This is a genomic window from Shewanella eurypsychrophilus, from assembly GCF_007004545.3.
In the GTDB taxonomy this organism is placed as follows: domain Bacteria; phylum Pseudomonadota; class Gammaproteobacteria; order Enterobacterales; family Shewanellaceae; genus Shewanella; species Shewanella eurypsychrophilus.
Window position 1 is genome coordinate 3,857,434 of sequence record NZ_CP045503.2, and the last position, 21,745, is coordinate 3,879,178.

At 41.0% G+C, this 21,745-nt stretch carries 19 protein-coding genes, 1 other RNA gene and 1 pseudogene; 10 read left to right on the forward strand and 11 right to left on the reverse strand.

Annotated elements, in window-relative coordinates:
• Positions 1-180 precede the first annotated feature (180 nt).
• The 4 genes from FM038_RS16385 (at position 181) to FM038_RS16400 (ending at position 3,069) form a co-directional block, all read left to right on the forward strand.
• Positions 181-924, forward strand: coding sequence for an AAA family ATPase (locus tag FM038_RS16385; RefSeq protein ID WP_142874414.1), 744 nt, complete (start codon positions 181-183; stop codon positions 922-924).
• Complete coding sequence (locus tag FM038_RS16390) at positions 884-1,375, forward strand: CopG family transcriptional regulator (RefSeq protein WP_142874415.1); 492 nt, start codon at positions 884-886, stop codon at positions 1,373-1,375. Before FM038_RS16385 ends, FM038_RS16390 begins: the two co-directional genes overlap by 41 nt.
• A 172-nt stretch (positions 1,376-1,547) precedes the next feature.
• On the forward strand, positions 1,548-2,372 hold the full coding sequence (locus tag FM038_RS16395; protein WP_142874416.1) for a M90 family metallopeptidase: 825 nt from the start codon (positions 1,548-1,550) through the stop codon (positions 2,370-2,372).
• A gap of 142 nt (positions 2,373-2,514) precedes the next feature.
• Positions 2,515-3,069: a nuclear transport factor 2 family protein gene (locus tag FM038_RS16400; protein WP_142874417.1), complete on the forward strand. Its 555-nt coding sequence runs from the start codon at positions 2,515-2,517 to the stop codon at positions 3,067-3,069.
• Positions 3,070-3,138: 69 nt separating this feature from the next.
• On the opposite strand, the gene FM038_RS16405 is transcribed toward FM038_RS16400, so the two are convergent.
• The 5 genes and pseudogenes from FM038_RS16405 to FM038_RS16425 all read right to left on the reverse strand — a co-directional run bounded on the left by FM038_RS16405 (position 3,139) and on the right by FM038_RS16425 (position 9,982).
• Positions 3,139-4,542 (reverse strand): HDOD domain-containing protein, encoded by a 1,404-nt coding sequence (locus FM038_RS16405; protein WP_419555649.1) that lies wholly within the window; start codon positions 4,540-4,542, stop codon positions 3,139-3,141.
• Between the two features lie 554 nt (positions 4,543-5,096).
• Positions 5,097-6,377, reverse strand: a pseudogene (locus FM038_RS16410) (malate synthase); the annotation flags it as partial.
• Positions 6,378-7,080: 703 nt separating this feature from the next.
• Complete coding sequence (locus tag FM038_RS16415; protein ID WP_142874420.1) at positions 7,081-8,859, reverse strand: tetratricopeptide repeat-containing diguanylate cyclase; 1,779 nt, start codon at positions 8,857-8,859, stop codon at positions 7,081-7,083.
• Positions 8,859-9,080, reverse strand: coding sequence for a hypothetical protein (locus FM038_RS16420; protein ID WP_142874421.1), 222 nt, complete (start codon positions 9,078-9,080; stop codon positions 8,859-8,861). The genes FM038_RS16415 and FM038_RS16420 overlap by 1 nt, the downstream gene beginning before the upstream one ends.
• Before the next feature lie 83 nt (positions 9,081-9,163).
• Positions 9,164-9,982 carry an SAM-dependent methyltransferase gene (locus tag FM038_RS16425; protein ID WP_223292878.1) on the reverse strand — a complete coding sequence of 273 codons (819 nt, stop codon included), beginning with the start codon at positions 9,980-9,982 and terminating at the stop codon, positions 9,164-9,166.
• Between the two features lie 541 nt (positions 9,983-10,523).
• Between FM038_RS16425 and FM038_RS16430 the strand changes: the two genes are divergently transcribed.
• Positions 10,524-11,051 carry an outer membrane protein assembly factor BamE gene (locus FM038_RS16430; protein ID WP_142874422.1) on the forward strand — a complete coding sequence of 176 codons (528 nt, stop codon included), beginning with the start codon at positions 10,524-10,526 and terminating at the stop codon, positions 11,049-11,051.
• Positions 11,052-11,129: 78 nt separating this feature from the next.
• Here FM038_RS16430 and FM038_RS16435 read toward each other — a convergent pair whose 3' ends face one another.
• Together FM038_RS16435 and FM038_RS16440 are read right to left on the reverse strand one after the other, a co-directional pair.
• Positions 11,130-11,462, reverse strand: coding sequence for an RnfH family protein (locus FM038_RS16435; protein ID WP_142874423.1), 333 nt, complete (start codon positions 11,460-11,462; stop codon positions 11,130-11,132).
• 89 nt (positions 11,463-11,551) lie between these two features.
• Positions 11,552-11,983: an SRPBCC family protein gene (locus FM038_RS16440; protein WP_142874424.1), complete on the reverse strand. Its 432-nt coding sequence runs from the start codon at positions 11,981-11,983 to the stop codon at positions 11,552-11,554.
• A 345-nt stretch (positions 11,984-12,328) separates the two neighbouring features.
• Here FM038_RS16440 and smpB point away from each other — a divergent pair, with 345 nt between their 5' ends.
• Entirely contained in the window at positions 12,329-12,823 is a 495-nt protein-coding gene (gene smpB / locus FM038_RS16445) for an SsrA-binding protein SmpB (RefSeq protein WP_012324154.1), read from the forward strand.
• Positions 12,824-13,016: 193 nt separating this feature from the next.
• Positions 13,017-13,371: a transfer-messenger RNA gene (gene ssrA / locus FM038_RS16450) on the forward strand.
• A 141-nt stretch (positions 13,372-13,512) separates the two neighbouring features.
• Here ssrA and FM038_RS16455 read toward each other — a convergent pair.
• Positions 13,513-13,854, reverse strand: coding sequence for a zinc ribbon domain-containing protein YjdM (locus tag FM038_RS16455; protein ID WP_142874425.1), 342 nt, complete (start codon positions 13,852-13,854; stop codon positions 13,513-13,515).
• A gap of 887 nt (positions 13,855-14,741) precedes the next feature.
• Positions 14,742-15,728: a LysR family transcriptional regulator gene (locus tag FM038_RS16460; RefSeq protein WP_223292879.1), complete on the reverse strand. Its 987-nt coding sequence runs from the start codon at positions 15,726-15,728 to the stop codon at positions 14,742-14,744.
• 200 nt (positions 15,729-15,928) lie between these two features.
• Here FM038_RS16460 and FM038_RS16465 point away from each other — a divergent pair, with 200 nt between their 5' ends.
• Positions 15,929-16,234, forward strand: a complete 306-nt coding sequence (locus FM038_RS16465; RefSeq protein WP_142874427.1) for a cytochrome c3 family protein — start codon at positions 15,929-15,931, stop codon at positions 16,232-16,234.
• A 761-nt stretch (positions 16,235-16,995) separates the two neighbouring features.
• Here the strand turns inward: FM038_RS16465 and FM038_RS25320 are convergent.
• Entirely contained in the window at positions 16,996-17,523 is a 528-nt protein-coding gene (locus FM038_RS25320; RefSeq protein WP_142874428.1) for a type II secretion system protein, read from the reverse strand.
• A 413-nt stretch (positions 17,524-17,936) separates the two neighbouring features.
• On the opposite strand from FM038_RS25320, the gene nrdG reads away from it, so the two are divergent.
• Positions 17,937-18,434 (forward strand): anaerobic ribonucleoside-triphosphate reductase activating protein, encoded by a 498-nt coding sequence (gene nrdG, locus FM038_RS16475; RefSeq protein ID WP_185965852.1) that lies wholly within the window; start codon positions 17,937-17,939, stop codon positions 18,432-18,434.
• Positions 18,421-20,202 carry an anaerobic ribonucleoside-triphosphate reductase gene (gene nrdD / locus FM038_RS16480; RefSeq protein WP_142874430.1) on the forward strand — a complete coding sequence of 594 codons (1,782 nt, stop codon included), beginning with the start codon at positions 18,421-18,423 and terminating at the stop codon, positions 20,200-20,202. The genes nrdG and nrdD overlap by 14 nt, the downstream gene beginning before the upstream one ends.
• Positions 20,203-20,280: 78 nt before the next feature.
• Here nrdD and FM038_RS16485 read toward each other — a convergent pair whose 3' ends face one another.
• Positions 20,281-21,567, reverse strand: coding sequence for an acetyl-CoA hydrolase/transferase family protein (locus FM038_RS16485; protein WP_195873095.1), 1,287 nt, complete (start codon positions 21,565-21,567; stop codon positions 20,281-20,283).
• Between the last annotated feature and the right edge of the window lie 178 nt (positions 21,568-21,745).

Below are 21,745 nucleotides of genomic sequence, written 5' to 3' on the forward strand. Positions count from 1 at the left end.
GTCAAAAAATCATGATGTTGACTCCGATTTAATAACTCTCTAAATTTACTCTATCGCTAGCTGTGACAAGATGATGAAGTAAGACTTAAATATAAAATTAAATACACAATAGCCAGTGTCAGGGCAAGCAGATGTATACAGCAAACTGTAATTTTAAGCGATTTGGGCAAGGGGAATAGCATGATCATACTAGTAGGGGGCGAGAAAGGCGGAAGTGGTAAAAGCTGTCTGGCTCAAAATATCGCAGTATTTTTAACGGCCGAGTGTGGCGCGTCTATCATCATGGTTGACTGCGATCCACAACGCACCACATCAGATTGGATCCAAGCAAGAAATAATAATCCAGAGCTACCCAGTATTAACTGCGTTCAACTCTATGGCAAAATTCGCAACGACTTACTCAGCTTAGAGCAACACTATGATTATGTAATTGTTGACTGTGGTGGACAAGATAACTTAGCTCTACGCGCCACCATGTCGGTTGCATCTCATGTTCTTATGCCTCTGCGTCCTAAACGTCGCGATCTCAAAACCGTCAGCCATATGGATGACATAGTGGCAACCTGTATGATGATCAATCCAAAGATGCGCGCCTCGTTCGTGATCACCCAGTGCCCGAGTCTACCCAATCAATCAAACCGTATTTTCGAAGCCAAAGATGTATGTCGTACATACGACATCAATGTACTCGATGCCATTACTTATAGTCGTAATATTTATGATGACAGCGAAGAGTCTGGCTTATCTGTCATTGAGCTAGAACCTAAAGGCAAAGCAGCAGCTGAGATGCGTGGGATAGCCTGCGAAATGTTGCAAGCAAAGAATGCAACAGAGATTAGAAATCGCATTGCGACGGCACAAATGAAAAAAATGAGGGGGGATTATGAGTCTGGCCGATCTCAAGAAAAGCTCTACGCCGTCTAGAGGTGGCAAAGTAAGGCCTCAGCAGATCTCCCTTGATGCCTTTATTGATGATTTTATCGATGACGCTACTGTGTATGCGGCGGGTCAGAGTCAATCAGACCCAACAATGGCTGATGTGATTGCCTTAGCATCCCGATTCTCTGTACCTGACTCTAGTCCGGTTCAAACCAAGTCGAGATTAAAACCTGATTCGCTACAGTCATTATTGCGGTCTGATCCAGTACCCACTGATCGACAAAAGCAGAAATCAATATTGAAAATACCCAAAGGTAATGAACCTTTTCGTAAGGCCACATTTACCTTAAGTGAGTCAGCCATTGCACATCTTGCTGAAGTAGCCAGTGGCTGTGATATAGCTAAATCAAAACTGATCCGATTTCTGATTGAACATCACTATTCACTCAGCCCGAGTGAACGCAAACAAAAGGAAGCTTCCATCATAGTGGATTAACCACACATTTTACCCGCTTTTCCCAACCTTCGCTGACAGCTTACTTTTCCCAAAGAGTTCTTTCCGGGCTGTCAGCTTTTTTTTAAAACGCAAATCCTTCTAAACTTATGATTGAAAAACCTACTGCTCACCCTTACTTAATACATTAGGGATCATTAATCATAGGACATACATGCTAGCTATCTTTCTGGTAAGCATTATCGCATTAGCTGCTATAAGTTGGATCACATCGCGCAGCTGGCGTAACGAGCGCCGTCGCCAACAGATCAACCAGCAAGCCTTTCCCAAGCAGTGGAGAAAGATACTCAAAAGGCATATGCCCTACTTTCGCTCACTACCGGCAGATTTACAGCTACAACTGAAAAAGCTCATTCAGGTATTTATATCTGAAAAGGAGTTTGTTGGTTGTGATGGAATAATTATAGATGATGAGATACGAGTGACCATCGCGGCCCAAGCTTGCTTATTACTACTCAACAGGCAGACAGATTTTTACCCAAACCTGAAGCAGATCTTAGTCTATCCTTCGGTATTCTATGTTAATAATCAAGAACAAAGAAGCGGTGGCGTGGTGAGTGAGCGTCAACGTATTCTCTCAGGTGAGTCTTGGCAAAATGGCAAAGTGATCTTATCTTGGCAAACAACCCAAGCCGATGCAGCTAACCCTATTGACGGCAGTAACGTGGTTATCCATGAGTTTGCACATCAACTGGATCAAGAGGATGGCCATGCAAACGGTGCTCCGATCCTTAATAGATTCAGTGATTACACAACTTGGTCTAAAGTGCTGAGTGAAGAGTTTGAAACCTTGCAACGAAACGCCGAACACAATCAACCATCTCTGTTTAGCTACTACGGTGCTACCAACCCTGCTGAGTTTTTTGCTGTAGCAACAGAAGTGTTTTTCGAACGCCCACAAGAGTTCTATTTATACCATAGAGCGCTTTACCAAGAGCTCAGCCTATTTTTTAAATTAGATCCTGTAAACTGGCACTAGATCCAAAGGCTAAGTGGTAAGTGGTAAGTGGTAAGTGGTAAGTGGTAAGTGGTAAGTGGTAAGTGGTAAGTGGTAAGTGGTAAGTATGCTATAAATATCAAACGATTAAATCCACAACTAAATCAATAACAAAGAGGTATAAATGCTAAAGCCAACGAGTTCAATGTTAGTTAACATATTCATTAGGTCACTGACCATTATCTCAGGCTTTCTCCTTGTGGCTGGACAAGTATATGCAACTCAAACCATTGAGGAAGTCTCGACACCAATACTGAGTATTAACGACTCAGCTAATCAATATCCAGATGCTTCGGCGGTTTTAGACAAACTCCACCTCAGTGCGACAAAAGCCGACTGGGACCGCTATTTCAGTTTATATTTACCTGAAGCCGTGTTTATCGGCACCGATGCAACTGAGCATTGGGGCATGACAGAGTTTGAGGGTTATGCCCGTCCAACTGATGGCTGGGAGTATACACCCCAGACTCGTGTGTTTGTGTCAGTTAACACCCAACACAATGACCAAGTACTAATGTTCGACGAGATATTAGACAGTGTGTCATACGGACTAAGCCGTGGCACCGGCACCTTAATAAAAACAGATAAAGGTTGGAAAATCGCTCAGTATCACCTCAGTTTCCCCATTCCCAATCATATAGCCAAAGAGATCACAGCAAAAATAAAATCAGAGAAGTAGATAAAAGAAGGTTCGAGGGCTGAGATCCTAGGAACTAGCCCCTAGGAACTCGGTATTCGATGCTCAAGCTTAATGTCCCATTGATGCGCCTAAACACACATTAGCCAGTTGGGTGAAGTGGGTAAAGTTATCAAACTCACTCAAGGACAGTTTACGCTTAGAGCTGGCTCTATCCGCATAGAACATACCGATAACCTTAGTATCTATGATCAGAGGTGCGATCATAAAACCAGTAGCAGAAGTTTTACTTTTTAAATCAACATCCATATAAAGTCGCCATTTAGCTGAAGCAGGATCATCGACGAACATGGACTGTTTCAATTCGATACTGTCACAGAAAAGACATTGTGGCTGATCTAAAGTAATGATGAACTCGCTCTTCATCTTTTCAGCCCCTTCACCTAATGCAATGCGTGGTTGTAAGCGCTTGCGATTGGGGGACAATAACAAGACGCCACAACGATCGACGCCTACCCCATCCAATATTCCCTCAAGCGTAATGGTGATCACCTGATTGAAGTCAGCTTTACTTATGGCGCAATTAGTCAGTTCACGCAATTTCTTAAGTTGCTTGGTCATATCTGGCATTCTTACAACCGGAACATTTATTTCGGCTGTGAGATCGCGTTTTAAGTGCTGAGGATCGGGTAAATGGTCAACCAATACTTTAGCACCATAGGCTTCAGCAAGTTTCTTAGTGGCATTACTACAGCGCACCATTCGAGCTTTAAGCTCATCAACTTCGATACCTAGCATGTCTGCCGCTTGCTTTAGCCTATGCTGTAATTCATCTGGCGCAGGATTTTTCCTTGCCAAAATTTCACTGATCTCATTGGCTAAGTAGATACTGCGGATTTCAGGCGTGCGTTCGTTAGGATTACTGAGCGATTTGAGTAATACATCACCTAAGCCCCAGCTTCTTGCTATACCTAAAGAAAGCTTATTAAATGAGGTGCCTAGCATCTCACGTATAATTGCTTTCTCCTCTTTACTGTCGCCACATTGAGCCATTGAATCGTCCAGCGCCACAGCTTCATCACAACCAGTACTCCAAAAGGCACTCTCACCCAGATGATAAAGTAATGAAGCAATAAATACCTCTTCCTGCAACTCTTCATCGTGATCTCTGAGCATCATTTTAGCCAACATGGCAGCCTGAAAAGCTCTGGCCATCAATTTAATCAACCTTTGATAGACGGATTCAGACAAGCCTTCAGACTCAAGTAAGCTACTGAGTAACTTTGCGGTAATACAAATATTGCGAATGGTATCAAAACCTAACACTACAGTTGCTCGGCTGACCGTAGTGACTTGGCTATGACCTTTACTATAGGTTGCACTATTGGCCACTCTCAATATTCGAGAGGTCAGTGCATTGTCATGCATCACGCTTTTTCCCAACAAACCTAAGGAAGAAACATCGTCTTTAGCCAACTTCTCCAACGTTTTAACGGTAGAGCATAATGCTGGCATCTCTTGATCGCTGATGCGTTTAGTCCAGTAATCGACTCCCTTCGATTTAGCCTGAGATTGACTCTGAGATTGGGGATTCAAATTATTCTCTTCTTATGCATGCTTATAATTGATTGCGATAAACTTTCGCTTACTTCTAAAGTATAGGCTCAAAAAATTTATAACATAGTTAATACAAATAATATCAATAAACATAGCTTATCTAAAATAAAATGCTGAAACAGTTTGATTTACTTGCCATTACGTCTGTTTTTTGTACACCCAATGTAGAATAAATGGAATGGTAATACCATATTTACGAGAAAGGTGAATAGGTTTGCTATATATCAGATAAAAAAAATGCGGCTCAATTGAGCCGCAAACACAAGCAAACATTGTCGTAGCAATGCTTAAGCAAACAATAAAAACTGACTTTATGCCTCTAAATTAGCCATAAGGGCAAACAGGCACAATGCGGAAGGAAAAACCCATACAGCACGTAGGAATACCGTACGGGGACAACGGCTGCAAAGCAGCAAATCAAAAATAATGTATTAGGCAGTTAGTATTAAACCCGTTATCAATAACTCCTGTGCACGGATTGGTCCATCGACATCTCGAGTGATATGCAATTGATTTTTTTGACCCTCACCTAAAAACTGATTGAAGATAGCCATCGCCGTATCGGAAAAATCTGGATGATTAACCCAAGTGCCATCATGGCCGTTACGCGCCTCAATCTGCTTATTTCTGCTGATCTGTTCCAGCACATCTTCATTAATAATGTCATCTTTAACTGGTATCAATGCAGTTGTGCCCCCGATGGCAAGCGCACCACGCTTGTGGCACACCTTAACTAACAAACGTGAATAGGCGCTTAAAAATGTCTTATCCATAGTCACTGCTTTCCTCCTGGATAAGACAGCATCATCATTGCTCAATGTTTTGATACCGCTGAAGATAGAATCCCAGCGACCACAATTTAGCGCCACAATGTTTGATCTCAATTCAAACAGTATCTCTTCCATCTCAAACACAGCGGGCAGAGTCTCAATAAGACAAGTACATTTGATGGTGCCAGGCTGAAGGCAGAAGCGCTCTTCTACAAAGGTAAATACCTGAGCCCACCAACGTGCCTCAAAATGACTTTCGAGCTTTGGAATATAAAAATAGGGAGCACTGCCTTTGTTGAGTAGCTGTAGGTAGTTATTGTGAAAATACAAGGCAAAATCGAACAAAGCGGCAGGTATGCTAACGCCGTTGAACTCGACATTCTTCTCAAGCATATCTAAACCGCGTACTCCGCAGATCAACACTGCGGCATCATCATTTAATTGATATTGCTTGCCTGTCTGCTGATCTGTGTATTCAATATCACCACGTATGGCATCACTGAGATTAATCTGACCTTCAATCACCTTAGACCAACTTGGGGCTACAGAATTTTCAAAATCAGCTATATAGACTTTTGCATTGGCATTGAGTGCATTAATCACCATCTTACGCTCGACAGAAGCTACTACCTCCACCCGTCGATCAGTTAAATCATCGGGGATCCCGCGGATCTGCCAATTAGATTTTCTGATAGATGCAGTCTCTGAGAGAAAGTCGGGTAACTGGCCTGCACCTATCTTTGCTTTTTTAATCTCACGTTGCTCAAGCAACTCTGGTATTTCTGATGCAAAGTTATCACATAACACACTCAGTAGATTCAGAGCGCCCTTAGTAAAAACAGCATCTTGACCTTCGACTTCGGCGCCCAATATTTGCAGAGATTGCGTAGTAGAATTATCACCAATGTTAGTGGTAGCAGAAGCTAAGATTAACTCCTCGGAAAACGCCGATAACGCTTGCATAGGTTCACCTACATCCAGACTTCTGAATTGGGGCTCTTGGCGAGTGATATCCATTACATCTTGTGTCATTGCCGTTTCCTTTTGTTCAACGTTACGTATTTTGTACATCATTAATTTGCTTTTGAACAAAACCTACTAACAAAAAACAACTTTTGCAATAGCTATCCAGTACACTAGATAGCCATATAAAGATGAGAAGGGAGAGTTGAACACCACAAGGAAATATCGGGGATACCATGATAAGTAGTTGATATCAATCATATAATAAGATGGTTGTTTTTTATTTATTGAATAGGAACTCAAGTTGTTATAAATATTTACCATGAAACCTAAGATGTAACTGGTAACGTTATTTAATTACATGGAGGAATAAATTATATACGGATAGCCTTATCCATCGCATAATTCAAATATATCTTCTATGTTTACTGCACAGCTATTCAAAATAATGATTTAACAGTTTAAATCAATTGCTTACTACAAAATAAAAATAGACCATTTTAAAACAACCGTTTTAATCTTACGTTTACGTAAAGATCGGCTTTTGCGAATACATCGTTCACAAGAAGTTAACATAGACCAACTTATGTTAGTCGATCAACATGCAAAAAAATAACTGGTTTATTTAAAATAAATGAAAAAAAGGGGGATAAATTTTAAAAAGATAAGCCTTGAGGAGGTTTTGCCTAACGCACTTCCCTGTCTAATTCAAGGCTAAGCGGCTTTTCTGATAACCCGCACGGCACTTCTCTATCTCAGGGCTATAACGCGTAACTCGGTTGCGCCCATGCTCTTTCGAGTGATACATAGCGATGTCAGCCCTGTGCAACATGGGATCAAGGCTTAAGTCTCCTTCAGCGCTACAGGTCACCCCAAAGCTGGCCGATAACTTGAACGTATGGCCCGAATACTTAGTGTCTATCTGACTAATAACCGCCCGACACTGCTCCGCAAAATCGAGGGCGCTTGATTCACTCGTCCCCGGTAGAAACAGTGCAAACTCTTCACCACCAAATCGCGCAAAGATAGTACTGCTTGGACAAATTTTACTTATTTCATCGGACACCTTCTTGAGTACCCAGTCACCGGTACCATGGCCAAATTCATCATTGATGCGTTTGAACAAGTCGAGATCAAACATAACAATACTAAATGAAGTGCCTAGTGAGAAACTTTTGATATAACTCACTTCAGCGATATTTTGCGCTGTGCCACGATTTAAAATCCCCGTCAGCGCATCATTCTGAGCCAATTTCTTGTACTTTCGTCTTTGTAACGTCATCACCCCAGCAAAGATGCCTAATAGGACTAATCCCCCCACAATAAGCGTATTCATCATACGCTCGTTATTTCTCTGGGATTGAATCAAAGCGGCCTTTGCTGTGTACAGCTCGCGATCTTTATTGAGCAAGTTAATTTCACGATTTTTTTCACCATTCTCAAACTTAGCCATTTGGTAGGCGTTTGCCTTCGCCTTGGTATCATCGAGTAACGTTTTACTCAATGCTTGTTGAAGTGATAAGTAATCATAAGCTTGCTTAAAATCTTTCTCTTGGTATGACAGCTTAGACAGCACTTTGGACGCTATTTGCTTAAACTCTAAATTGCTTGGGTTATATGGCAGTTTCATTACTAACTCAGCATAGTGATAGGCTTGCTGATTATCATTTAGTCCAAAATAGGTTTCAGAAAGAAGTGCGTGGATACTATTAATTTCAATTTGAAAGTGAAACCTTTCATATTGATTTAATGCGGAAAGTAAGAATGTTTTTGCATCATCAAAAGAGTTCTTTTTTAGCTCTACATCACCTAACCCTTTAGTTGACATGGCTGCAATTAAAGGTATGTCATTTGTCTCACAAAAATCTAAACTGTTATTGAAGCTATTCTTTGCTTCATCTAAAGCCCCTAACTTCAAATCAGCGACCGCAACTAATAAAAGTGCATAGCAATAAGACTTAGCGTTAGAGTTATGGCTTAATTCAATCGATAGCTTAGCGTAATAATCCATTTCATCGTAAGCTTCTACTTCCAGATATAAGTTAGCTAATCTTTGATAAGTATCTGAAAGTATTTCTTTATCATCAATTCTTTCAATTCTTGCCAGATTTTTAGATATTTCTTGCAAGCCCAACTTATACTTTTTTGATGAAATATAAGACGTTGCCTTATATAAATAAATAGAGTTCATCAATGAATGTGATGGGTTACGGTTTTCAGCCTCACTTAAAAGATCAATTGATTTAGCATAATCTCCTTCAAAGATTAGCTTTATACTTCTTAAGGTCAAGAGTCTGGCAATTTGTTCTGAGGTCATATCAGCAGTTAACTGAACTAACTTGTTGATTTTAGCTTTAGAAAGTTCCGGCTTATTCAATAATGATTGTTCTAATTCATCAAGTTGAGAATTATAGTTATTCGCTGTCACACCGAATGATATAAAGGTGACAGCGATGACTAGAAGGAGAGAAAACTTGTTCACTACTTCTTATTATTATGCGAGTTAACAAGAATATATGATCTAGTTTGAGCTTGATCGCCTGACAAAGATTTTAGTTTGTTGGTATCACCTGACATCACCGTTGCTATCTCTTCATCGGTCAAACCATTCGCCTTCATCACACCTTCTGGATCTTTCTTATACGCATCCATCAAGTCTGAATCTGAACCTAGCTTTTCAAAAAACTCATTTAATTTAGACATTAACACTTTCCTTTTTGTTTTAGTGACTCTATTAATTTTCTCTATCGGCTTATCTATATACAGCTAGCATACGAGTAAAAAATTTATCCTAAATCTGCTTCGGTGATCCCTAGTTTTGCCAAAACCTCATGGTTGATCTCCAAAGACTCTGACGGAGGGATCATTAAAGTACTGATCCCCGTTAACCGCGCCGAAGGTAGCTCTTTTAACGCTAATTTATCAATTCTAGCTTGTTGAATGGGCAAGTTTGCTGCTTCATAAATAGTGATTTCATGTTCTAACGGATACCACTCGTTGAGTTGCTCGACTAATACTTGCAGACGGTCCGATGAAGTATGGAACTCGGTTAAGGTATGCTCACCAGCAATGCCAATCTGCCAAAGTAATAGATGCGTAGTAGGATCTGGCCTATGTTTATAGAACATAAATTGGCTGGCTTCGAAGCTTTGGTGGCCTGAATTACCGGGATCAATCCCCAAATCGGCCCAAAGACAAGCCTCGGCAGAAATACCTGGCTCCATTTTAGCGCTGTAACCCTCCTCCCTAGCTTGTTCGATAGCAAAGTGGGATACACAAGCGAAGACACCTGGGTGACCATATAAGGCGCAAACCACTTTTTTGCCCTTACGCACTTGCTCTAGAATGGCTTGCACCATTTCATCATAGGTATCACGACGACTCTTAACTTCATCATCCTGGGCATAGAAAGATTGCAGACTACGCACATCATCGTTGAGGGCTTCTAGCCAACGTTGGGCAAATCCGTCGGGAACAAGAGAAAACACCACGTCAGCATTTTCAATATAGCTTTTACTCAGCACACTGATCTGACCGGCAAGATTAAGTCCGGTCCCAACACAGACTAAACTGCCTTCATGAGAAACTTGCTGCGTCGATATCAAAGAACTACCCTATTCTAAAAATCTATACGAACCACATTCTCATAACTTTTGAGCTACTTTGCAAGAGCATATTACTAAGAACACAAACTTAAATAAATTAATATGTTGTAACTCAAAATGTCAGTCGAAAATTCTGTTCAAGCCGAAGATGTTAAACACATTTAGCGTGTTATACCTAGAACTTATCTCCTGTTAATCATGGATACCGACACAAGACGCTTTTTGAGTGTGGCTTGAGAAATGACAGTTTGCTGACTCTACGATAATTATCAGCAACAAGATTAACAGGAACCAATGACTCAATAGATGGTCGAATCCTCAGCTCGATGGTTTACCCTCATGCTGAACTGCGTACAGTCAATGTGTACAAGCAATCAGCTGAGCTGATTTAGAGAGCCCAATTGAGATATCACTCTGACTCCGACTATCTCCCACTAATAATGGGATTTATTTTTTCATCATCCCTCTGAGCAATAAGCCTTGTCAGAATGGGCTGCGCTTGGGTATGATGACCGACAGATTTTATGAAGTAGCGTATTCAATGACAATTAAAAAGAAAAGTCTCACCCTTTTGGGCGCAGCTGCGCTCTCGTTATCTATGACTGGATGTAGTGTCTTTGACTGGTTGATTTATAAACCTGATATCCCACAAGGTAACTACATGGAAACTCAACAAGTAGAAAAACTACGCGTTGAGATGACTAAAGAGCAGGTTGAATACATACTCGGTCGCCCTGTACTGCGTGACAGCTTTTCTGATGACACTTGGTACTATGTGTACCACTATAAAAGTGGCCGTGATGCCAGCATCATTCATAAAGAACTGATCATTCATTTTGACAATGATTTGTTAACTAAAGTTGTTGGGGATTACGATCTCGCTGAGGACTTTAGTACACCGCTCGATCAAAGCCGCCTGCCTGATGCCCCCTCTATAGAGGCCGAGCTAGAAACAGAAATAACGGCTGAAAATACTGAAGAGCCATTAATTCCTGAGCAGCGTCCAGAAGCTAAACCTTTAATTGAAGAAGATGATCCAGAATCTCAAGCACAGAAGAAATTTGAATAGATAGTCATCAAATTAACAAAAAGGCGCTCGATGTTGAACACATCGAGCGCCTTTTTGTTATTTGAATTGATTAAATGATTAAATCTTGCCACCAGTGATCTTATTAATCCGCCCTTCCTCTTTGGCTTTTTCAGCACGTTGTCGACGTACATCTTTAGGATCAGCAATCAGTGGACGATAAATTTCTACTCTCTGTCCTGGTACTAGTACTTCATGATGCTTAACTAAACGGCTGAATATCCCGAGCTTAACCGTGTCGAGATCGATATCTGGAAAATAAGATTTCATATCGCTCAATTCGACAGCTTGAATACAAGTGGTTCCAGGCTCGACGTTTATCTGAATACGTTTTTGCTGAGTCGGTAGAGCATAAATCACCTCAACCTCAAAATTTTCCTGCTCATTATTCATCAAGTTATCTCATTCAATATGGGTCTGGCACTTAGCCCGTAACTCGCAGCTCATCGTTCTATCTCGATACTCGCAACTCATCACCATGACTATCGATAGATGACTTTAGCTCTACCAGTGAATGCTGTAACCATTGACGACATCAACTCTTTAAAGACTTTGCCAAATGCTATTTCAACTAATGAACTCGAAAATTCAAAATTGAGTTCAAAATCTATTTTACAAGCATCTTCAGTCAACTCAGTAAAACGCCATTCACCGACTAAATGATTAAATGGGCCATTATCTAACACCAGTTGAATACTCTTGCCCGGAATAACCTGATTACGGGTAGTAAAGGTTTTACTGATCCCTGCTTTTGCAACATCTACCGAAGCAAGCATGGTTTCTCCATCAAACTCGAGTACCTTGCCGCCGACGCAGCCAGGGAGAAACTCTTTATAAGACTCAACATCATTGACGATTTCATACATCTGCATCGCGCTGAAGCGCACTAACACACTGCGGGTTATTTGGGGCATTCTACCTTTACCTGAAACTAAGCTGTTTAAACTGGTTTTGAACAAATGATTAAAATGGCCTCAACCATTATTGGCGCTAAGCCACAACACTTTTATTGCCCGCACCTAATCAAAAACGACGGTTCGCTTTCACTGGATTTTAACACGAACAGTGAAAAACGCATATTTCAAGCACCAAGAAACGCCCTAGCAGTTCAGAAAATCACTTAACAAGCTTTAAATCATCTAACTTAAAGCCTTAGTCCGATTAAAAAACGTTCAAACCCACTGTATTGGGTAGAAAAGTTTGAATATTTTGTTGGTAGCAATTCCAAAAAGTTTGTCCCTGCGTATAATAGCTAGCCTATGGCTAAGAAAAATGCAAAAAAATCAAAAAATTCCTCCGCATCGATTGCACGTAATAAACGCGCAACCTTCGACTATAAATTCGAAGAAAAGATGGAAGCAGGTCTATCTCTAATGGGATGGGAAGTTAAGTCTATTCGTATGGGCAAGGTTAACTTGTCTGAAAGCTATGTATTTATGAGAGAGGGTGAAGCCTTTCTCTTCGGTTGTACCATAGCGCCACTGAATACCGCATCAACCCATGTAGTGTGTGATCCTATGCGCTCACGTAAGCTTCTGCTCAAACGCAAAGAGCTAGATAAGTTACAAGGACTCGTCGATCGTAAAGGCTACTCTATTGTGCCTATCTCTATGTACTGGCAGAAAGGTGCTTGGGTTAAAATTGAGATCGGTCTGGGTAAAGGTAAAAAAGAGCACGATAAGCGTGACGATACTAAAGATCGTGAATGGCAGATAGAAAAAGCTCGAACCATGAAAAAAGCGGTTCAGCAGTAAAAGAAGTTTTAAGCTGTTAGCTTTAAGAGCAAATAGTAAGTAGCAAATAGAGAATAAAAAACCAATCATGGCTCATAAGCCTAATGTCAGCTCAAAGCTCACACAAAATGGTTGGATAACGAACAAACGGTATAGCGAGTTGCAAAACAGGCTTGGTTATCAAGTCGCAACGCGTTACACTTGTTTTGTACTTGGGGGCGATTCTGGATTCGACAAGATTCTCGAAACCCTGGGAGCATGCCGAGGGGAGGTTGGCCTCGTAAAAAGCCTCACTGTTATAGTTGCAAACGACTCTAACTACTCTCTAGCAGCTTAGGCTAGCTAGCCATCTTGCCGAAACTTCTCAAATGGGTTTGGTTTATAGATGGTCATCTCACATTTGATAGCGAGGGAACCACGTTCAGGGGTGAACCGCGAAACAGTACTGAACTCGCCAATTGCAATCCTGTCTTTCGGAGTGTACTTGGTTAATTAAAAGAGAGACTAAGCATGTAGCGCCTTGGATGTAGGCTTTTTGGACGCGGGTTCGAGCCCCGCCGCCTCCACCAATTACTAAAAAGGGCCATCAGAAATGATGGCCCTTTTTTACATCCAAAATTTGGTTAGTTACTTTTTATAGCTTATAAAAAAACATCTGCATTAGGCAGATGTTTTATAGTTTGAAGCAACTTGGTTTACTTAAACGTCGATTAGTTTTGCTTTCTTACAAACTTAGATTTAAGCATCATATAGCCGTGACCATCAACCTTACAATCAATGTCGTGGTCTGCATCAACAAAACGTTTGATAACCGCTTTGGTGCCAACTTTTAGCACTAGTGATGACCCTTTCACTTTAAGATCTTTGATTAGCGTCACTTTATCATCTTCTGCTAATAAATTACCTACAGCATCTTTTAAAATAATAGCGTCAGGATCAACAATAACTTCATTAGGGTTCCATTCATGAGCACATTCAGGGCAAACGAGCAGTGAAGCATCTTCATATACGTAAGCTGATTCACATTTGGGGCATGGTGGGATAGCGCTCATGGTATTTTCTCTTCAATAAATAATTTTTTGAATCATACTTAGTGGATCATTTCTAAAAATGATCACCAATACAATTCGCTTTTCAAAGATACATTATAATCAAAAATTCGATTAGCTTCTAGATTGATAATCTTGTCCTGTGAACAAGCCTAGATTGTTCACCAGATTTTATCATTTAAAACCAGCTGATATCACTTAACTTTGCCCATAGGCGTTGGCTTCTCTGACATTTTGCATAAGAAAAGTGTGTAATTTGTTACCACCAATATTGATCAAGTTTGGATAAAACCGTAAGATATATTTTATTCATCATTAGATAACAATCAAGTCAATCATGATAACGATTTGCTTATAGAATTATTCAGATGGATGAAGTTAGGATTTTAGAAGCACTGGGAAGTCAGTGCACGCTTTTTACTTGGCGGCGGTGTATAACGCATGCGAGTTATACACCATTATGCTGAATGGGTAGAGCCAGAAAAAATGTATAACAATGGGGGTGCCTCCCCCCATTGCAGGTTCTCCCCTTTTCAGTTTTAATTAACGTTAACCATCTTTTATAGAGCATTTATTTTTTACATCCACCAATCATTTTCTAGTCATCAGGCCACGTAATCAAGCAAAAAACCAGTAATCATGCGGGTTTCACTTTGAAATCGGCACATACAGCCGCCATACAAAATTAAAAATACTGAAATTAACTTCGAGCCCCAAGACATCCACCAAATACTAAGGAAGCCCCGATACGAAAGTATCGGGGCTTTTTTATTGATGATAGGTGTGGGCGAATCATTCTTAAAATCCTAGCACGCTAGGGTTTTAAGAATGAGTCTGGAACCAATTTTAACGTCGCTTGCAAAGGTCCTAGAGGAGGGGAAGAGACGAGCCTAGGGGTGACTAAGTGTATCAATAGTATCTTGGTGGCTAATTTGATTCAGAATAAATTCTTCAATCGCCATTACAAAACCCTTAGGGCAATCGCAGGAGTGGTCGCGTCGGGACAATAGCGAATAACTGGGTTTCGGTAAAATAGAATGTAATTGTTCATATTGCTGTGAACACATTTTCACGGCCTTGAGCCCATGAACTATCCCAACAAAGTCAGCGGCACAACGAGTGCCTAAGAATGAGATAGCATCACTGCTCCGTAGTTTAGTGATCAAGCCTGCTAAGCTATGGGTTTTATGAATCGTACCCAGTGGCAACTTATGTTGCTCGCAATATACCTCAAATGGGTCGAGTAGATCATTGAACCCCTCGATAGCTGTCACCATAAACGGGTAATTGGAAATATCGGCTAATGTCAGAGCACTGCACCACACAGGATGGTCTTCACGGGCAACAACATAGACAAACTGACCTAAACCAATTGGTGTGCTCATCAAAGCTGATTTATGACGCCTTAAAAACTCTTGAATACGTGGATCATTATCTTGCACCACAGCTAAGCACATGCCTCCTTGCAGCATATCCTCACAGGTTTGTGGCCTAACATGCTTAATATGAATCGAGATATTATGACTACAACTCCCTAGTTCTGTATCAACAAACTCAGGTAAACCAACAGATAAAGTTGGAGGAACTGCAATAACACATTCTTTTTTGGCTGTGATACTATTTTCATTGAAACTAATTTGTGTCAACAACTCTGTAATTTCACAAATCTTTGGATATATCGCTCTAGATCTAGCAGTAGGAATAAAGCCTTCTTTTTTTCTTATAAACAGTGAATCTTTATAGTAATCTCTTAAACTAGCCAGATAGCGACTTACTTTAGAGTTAGATATATCGTATAACCTCGAGGTTTCACTACAACACCCGGTTTCATATACCGATTTAAAAACAATCAACGCTTTAACGTCAACATCAATCATCATTGATTCCTAGCTTTATCAGCATATTTTAATTATTGAAATTTCATTTTTCATATAGTGAAAATATTGCATCACACTACAAACATTAAATCTAAAAAATACAATTCTAAAAACTCGATATACAATCATCGTCATAGAATCATTACTAATAAAGAACATTTTGACATTAGTTACTTTGTTAGATTTAAGGACGGTACTAAATGAACAAGCTTAAAATTCTACTACTGTTACTTGTCAGTTCCAGCACTGCAGCGATAGAAAGCTGCAACGAATGTCATGATGAAAAATGGCAACAAACACCAGCTCATGTTTGGATTGATACTGAACATCATCTTGATGCTGTTAGCTGTATGGATTGTCACCGTTGGAAAGAGGGAGATGACCTCCCTCCTGTACTTCCTAGCAAAAAAACTTTAGAGAAAGACTGTGGTCTTTGTCATCATACACCTGAAGATTTAGCAAATAAGATGAATATGCAGCAATACCAACAAGACTCTGACAAGTAACTTTATCTAACCTTTCCCTGCAAAGGTCCGCACTCTTCATCAGGTGTGGGCCTTTTTTATCTTTTACTGTTCTCCGCAATATTAGCCTCTATCCCATCACTTTCTACTGGGATGACCAAGCCAATTTATGATCAACAGATCCACCTAGACTGATCACCTACAAAATAAATCGGCCAGCTATTTAAATATAGTGAAATAATCAAGTTATGGGTCATGCGTCACACCATTTTGTATGCAATAGAATAACGATGATTTTAATCACACCAATAAAAAAGCCTGCTAAAAGCAGGCTTATTGGGGAAAGGTGAAAAGCGCGTCGAGGGCTAGCTCTTACATACGTATATATTTTTACACTCACACTTACTTTTACACTCGCACTTACTTTTACACTCACACTTACTTTTACACTCACACTTACTTTTACACTCGCACTTACTTTTACACTTACGCTTTTACTAACACACGTTGAAACATATATACGTTCTTACGATACACAGGGTTATGCTACATCCCCCGCTGACCGCGCTGTAAGCCCAGAAATTAACGCGGTTGCTACTCTTAGAGCCATGACATCCAAAAATATATACAAACCCAGTCACAACCTAAAATACGCTTTTCAATGATCAGTATAGTCAATATTTTCTCTGTTCATCTTTAAATAACCAAACGGTCTTAAGCAATTCTAGTCAGAACATTATCAGCACTCGTTACTTATACCATTCTGAATAAGTATTGTTAGCCGCTATAGCTGACTAGCATAACTAACAGCCAGTTATTATCACCTCATAAACTGGTGCAGCATCAGGGTCATCCTGATCACAACTATTGGGATTTACAGTGCCATAGGCTTGCTGATACATGAAATAACATTGACTGGCTTTTATGTCTTGCTGACCAAAACCGAAATAGATTTTATCAACGCCCTCAAATTCAAAACCTAAACTGTCATCGCTATAATCTAATCGTTTAGCGACATCGGTATTATCTAGATAGCCACACTTTAACCGTGTTTCAAAGATCCCATCGCCATCAACATCTACGTCAGTCAAATCTCCACGACCAGACACTGGTTGAGCCCGATAGCTGGAAAGTTGGGAGAGGATATACATCTGACTATTTGCCCCTTTCACTGAGGCACTGAACTGCTGTAATACGGCATCCTTGGCATCGACACTAAAGTTAATGAATTTACTCGATGCACTAACAGCTAATATGCCTAAAATAACAATAACGACAACAAGCTCTATTAAGGTGAACCCTTTAGAGTTGAAACGCTTTTTAGAATCCATGAATTAGGCCTATAAATCAAAAATATACGGGGCTAGATATTGCCATAACTTAGAGAGAGTACAAGCCCTTCCCGACCATAACCTTATAAAACACAACAATTGCATCAATTATTTACACTAGTGTTAATGTTCATCAGTGTACTGACTCACTTACCTTCACTCGGTGTCGATTAGTTTGAAATGAGCACTACCACTCGAACTCAATGGCCCTGGACCTTACAAGTCACTCTATATCTAGCATGCCTACATCTAGCAACACTACATCTAGCACCTAAATACACCTCAACCCACTACATCTTGTATCTAAATCTTATTTTAAAATGATTTCGTTTGATCTAAGTCAAATACCCACCATGCAAGATCACTATATATTGTGTCTTAGAATATAAATACATCTACATATGGATATGAGCATGGCATTTAACAGTTTACTCCCCTCGATTGTTTTTCAAGAGGTGCCTGGAGAGATCACCCTTTGCTTTAGCATTACCGGCTGCAGGGTTGGGTGCAAAGGATGTCATAGCACTGATCTTTGGAATGAAAAGCACGGTAGCCCTCTCACAAATTCAGGCTTTAGCAAGTGGATTGAAAGATACCAGGGACTGATCAGCTGCGTACTTTTTTTCGGTGGAGAGTGGCAAGCAGACGCGCTAATTGAAAAGCTGCAGATAGCCAAAGCATACGGACTAAAAACCTGCCTATACTCTGGCGAAAAATATGTCGATATTGCGATTACCGAGCAATTAGACTTTCTCAAGACAGGAAGATGGGTCGCCGAGCTTGGCGGCTTAGACAGCCCATCAAGCAATCAAGTATTTCGGGATCTGTGCACAGGCAAAACACTTAACCACCTATTTATTAACCCCTCAAATAATACCTCACTATCAGGAGCTGAAAATGTTGCGGCTTAATCAGGATCAGATCGATAATAAGAAGGATTTTATCAAGCTGTATTTTCAGACAGAAAATGCGGCTGACAGCTCAAAAATGGATGCCAATGCGAATGTGACTCATAAAAATATTGCCACATTAGAAGCAGAGTTACTCAAAGATTGCTTTGTGCAGATCAATCGCGGACTTGTACACGATAAGATCAGTGAAACCTTTGATGAAAGCCTAGCTAAAGAGTATCTAAGACAGATAGAGGACCATGAGATCTATGTACATGATGAAACCAGTTTAAAACCCTACTGCACCTCCATCAGCATGTATCCCTTTCTACTCGATGGGTTAACTAAACTTGGTGGTGAATCTAAAGCGCCTAAACACCTCGAGTCGTTCTGTGGTTCATTTGTTAATCTGATCTTTGCCGTGTCATCTCAATTTGCCGGCGCCGTGGCTACTGTGGAATTTCTCACCTACTTTGACTATTTTGCCCGCCTTGAGTATGGTGACGACTACCTAATGACCCATCCAAAAGCGGTCGAGAACCATCTGCAGCATGTGGTCTATGCCATCAATCAGCCAGCTGCTGCCCGAGGTTATCAGAGCGTATTTTGGAATATTTCGCTGTTTGATCAACACTACTTCTCCTCTATGTTTGGTGATTTTGTCTTCCCGGATTTCAGTAAACCACAATGGCAAAGCGTTGATAGCTTGCAGCAGTTCTTTCTGGGCTGGATCAATAAAGAGCGTGAATCATCAGTACTGACCTTTCCTGTTATCACGGCTGCGATGCTCACTGAAAATGGTCAATGTAAAGACCAAGCCTTTGCATTAAAATTGGCGCAACAAAAAGCCGAAGGAAACTCATTTTTTATCTACCTTTCTGATAGCGCAGATTCACTCGCCTCATGTTGCCGTCTACGCAATGAGATCACCGATAATACCTTTTCCTATTCACTCGGTGCAGGCGGTGTTGCGACTGGCTCTATCAATGTGATCACCTTGAATATGAATCGTCTAGTGCAAGATGGGCGCTGTCTGCAAACTGAGATAGAGAAGATACAGAAGTATCAGGTAGCCTACCGCAAGATGATGGAGGAGTACCTAAATCAAGGCGCACTCACTGTCTATGATGCTGGCTTTATCTCCCTTGATAAACAGTTTCTGACTATTGGTATTAATGGCATGGCTGAGGCGGCTGAGTTTTTAGGTATCGAGGTTGGCAATAATCTTGAGTACAAATCTTTTGTCAGCGAGCAGTTAAAGGTGATTTATGATGCCAACCAAGTGGCAAAGCAGCATTATGGCTATATGTTCAATACCGAATTTGTACCTGCTGAAAATCTTGGAGTAAAAAATGCGAAATGGGATAAGAAGGATGGTTATCAAGTTAACCGTGACTGTTACAACTCGTATTTCTATCTCGTAGAAGATGAGCAAACTAACCATCTGGATAAATTTATCCTCCACGGACAAGAGATCACCCAATATTTAGACGGTGGCTCGGCGCTGCATCTGAACTTAGATGAAGCGCTATCGGCCGAAGCCTACTTAAAACTGTTTAATGTCGCGGCCAGCACAGGTTGTAACTACTTCTGTGTCAACGTAAAAATTACCATCTGTAATGAATGTGAAGCGATAGATAAGCGTACACTGCAGCACTGTTCATCTTGTGGCAGCTTAAATATCGATCACGGCACACGGGTCATTGGTTATCTAAAACGTGTCACCGCCTTCAGTCAGGCAAGACAAGAAGAGCACAAGCTAAGACACTACCATCGAGAAACAGCGTAATACTATTGACCACTACCACCTAAGAACAAAGGTAACCTCATAGGCTCTCCAAAAATAGGAGAGCTTACTGACCACTATTTACACGCTTAATCCCCATTGTTCGAAGGTCTCAAGGCAGAGTTGCTCTCTAAAATCAGGGTGCGCGATATCTATCAGCGCCCTAGCCCGCTCTCGTAATGAGCGACCTCTTAAATTAGCAGCGCCGTACTCTGTCACGATATAGTGAACATGGGCTCGGGTCGTTACCACTCCAGCGCCCGGTGATAATACCGTTGAGATCCGCGATATCTTACCGCCCGCAGCAGTACTTGGTAGTGCAATCACTGAGCGCCCTCCCTCAGATAAACCTGCGCCACGAATAAAGTCCATCTGGCCTCCCACTCCCGAGTAGATTCTGGTGCCTAAAGAATCGGCGCAGATCTGGCCAGATATATCCACTTGAAGCGCGGAGTTTATCGCCATCACATTGGGGTTTTTACGGATTATGGCCGTATCGTTCACTAACTCAATATCCATAAAGATGACTGACGGGTTATCGTCAACATAGTCATAAAGACGCTGGCTGCCTAATGCAAAACCTGTGACGATTTTACCTGGGTTGAATCGCTTCTTGCTGTTATTTATCACCCCCAGTTCGATGAGATTTAACACCCCATCAGAAAATAACTCAGTATGGATCCCCAGATCTTTATGTTCGGTTAAGCAGCTCAGTACAGCATCGGGTATCGCACCTATTCCCATCTGCAGGCAGTCACCATCTCGAACAAGCTCGGCCACATTGTTACCAATAGCGAGACTCGTTGCATCACTTGCCGCTAAAGGGTGTTGTGGCAGCGAAGCACTGCACTCGTATACTGTGGCAAATTTTTCAAAATGAATAAAGCCATCTCCATGGGTGCGGGGCATCAGTGGATTGATATGGGCAATAATTTTCCCCGCAACTTGGCAAGCGGCTAAGGTCGCTTCAACTGAGATCCCCAGTGAGCAAATCCCATGTTTATCAGGGGGGGAAACTTGAATGATTGCCGTATCAATTTTTTGTTCGCCTGAACGAAATAACTTAGGCACTTCGGAGAGGAAAATGGGCACATAATCAGCGTCTCCCTGCTGTAATAAACTCCGTGTGGGCTGACCGCTAAAGAAACAGCGATGTCTTAAGTGGCCTTTCAACTTATCGCTGCTGAGCGCCTCCGCACACTCAGTATGTAACTGTAATAGAGTGAGATTATCTCTAGTCAATGCATGCTCAGCTAAAGCATTTAAGAGCAGCCTCGGGGTTGCTCCCATCGAGTGGGTCCAGAGAGTTTCACCACTTTCTATGATAGATACAGCTTCAAGGGCAGTTTTACAGACGATAGGCGCCATGATGTTTCCAATTTATGTCTATTTTTATGACATAAATAGTAGCAAAGGTGAATATGTCCAAATATGGACAAGATCATAAACTGTTACCTGATCCCATAAACAGTTTCTTACAGAGTGTTCACAAATATTTACGCTATTACACCAATCGATATAAAGGTGTTGTCTATCAGCGATAGAA

Coding starts and splice junctions, on each gene's coding strand:
- FM038_RS16385 (WP_142874414.1), top strand. CDS start 181: ATGATCATACTAGTAGGGGGCGAGAAAGGCGGAAGTGGTAAAAGCTGT.
- FM038_RS16390 (WP_142874415.1), top strand. CDS start 884: ATGAGTCTGGCCGATCTCAAGAAAAGCTCTACGCCGTCTAGAGGTGGC.
- FM038_RS16395 (WP_142874416.1), top strand. CDS start 1,548: ATGCTAGCTATCTTTCTGGTAAGCATTATCGCATTAGCTGCTATAAGT.
- FM038_RS16400 (WP_142874417.1), top strand. CDS start 2,515: ATGCTAAAGCCAACGAGTTCAATGTTAGTTAACATATTCATTAGGTCA.
- FM038_RS16405 (WP_419555649.1), bottom strand. CDS start 4,542: ATGCCAGCATTATGCTCTACCGTTAAAACGTTGGAGAAGTTGGCTAAA.
- FM038_RS16420 (WP_142874421.1), bottom strand. CDS start 9,080: ATGTCTAAATTAAATGAGTTTTTTGAAAAGCTAGGTTCAGATTCAGAC.
- FM038_RS16430 (WP_142874422.1), top strand. CDS start 10,524: ATGACAATTAAAAAGAAAAGTCTCACCCTTTTGGGCGCAGCTGCGCTC.
- FM038_RS16435 (WP_142874423.1), bottom strand. CDS start 11,462: ATGAATAATGAGCAGGAAAATTTTGAGGTTGAGGTGATTTATGCTCTA.
- FM038_RS16440 (WP_142874424.1), bottom strand. CDS start 11,983: ATGCCCCAAATAACCCGCAGTGTGTTAGTGCGCTTCAGCGCGATGCAG.
- smpB (WP_012324154.1), top strand. CDS start 12,329: ATGGCTAAGAAAAATGCAAAAAAATCAAAAAATTCCTCCGCATCGATT.
- FM038_RS16455 (WP_142874425.1), bottom strand. CDS start 13,854: ATGAGCGCTATCCCACCATGCCCCAAATGTGAATCAGCTTACGTATAT.
- FM038_RS16460 (WP_223292879.1), bottom strand. CDS start 15,728: ATGATTGATGTTGACGTTAAAGCGTTGATTGTTTTTAAATCGGTATAT.
- FM038_RS16465 (WP_142874427.1), top strand. CDS start 15,929: ATGAACAAGCTTAAAATTCTACTACTGTTACTTGTCAGTTCCAGCACT.
- FM038_RS25320 (WP_142874428.1), bottom strand. CDS start 17,523: ATGGATTCTAAAAAGCGTTTCAACTCTAAAGGGTTCACCTTAATAGAG.
- nrdG (WP_185965852.1), top strand. CDS start 17,937: ATGGCATTTAACAGTTTACTCCCCTCGATTGTTTTTCAAGAGGTGCCT.
- nrdD (WP_142874430.1), top strand. CDS start 18,421: ATGTTGCGGCTTAATCAGGATCAGATCGATAATAAGAAGGATTTTATC.
- FM038_RS16485 (WP_195873095.1), bottom strand. CDS start 21,567: ATGGCGCCTATCGTCTGTAAAACTGCCCTTGAAGCTGTATCTATCATA.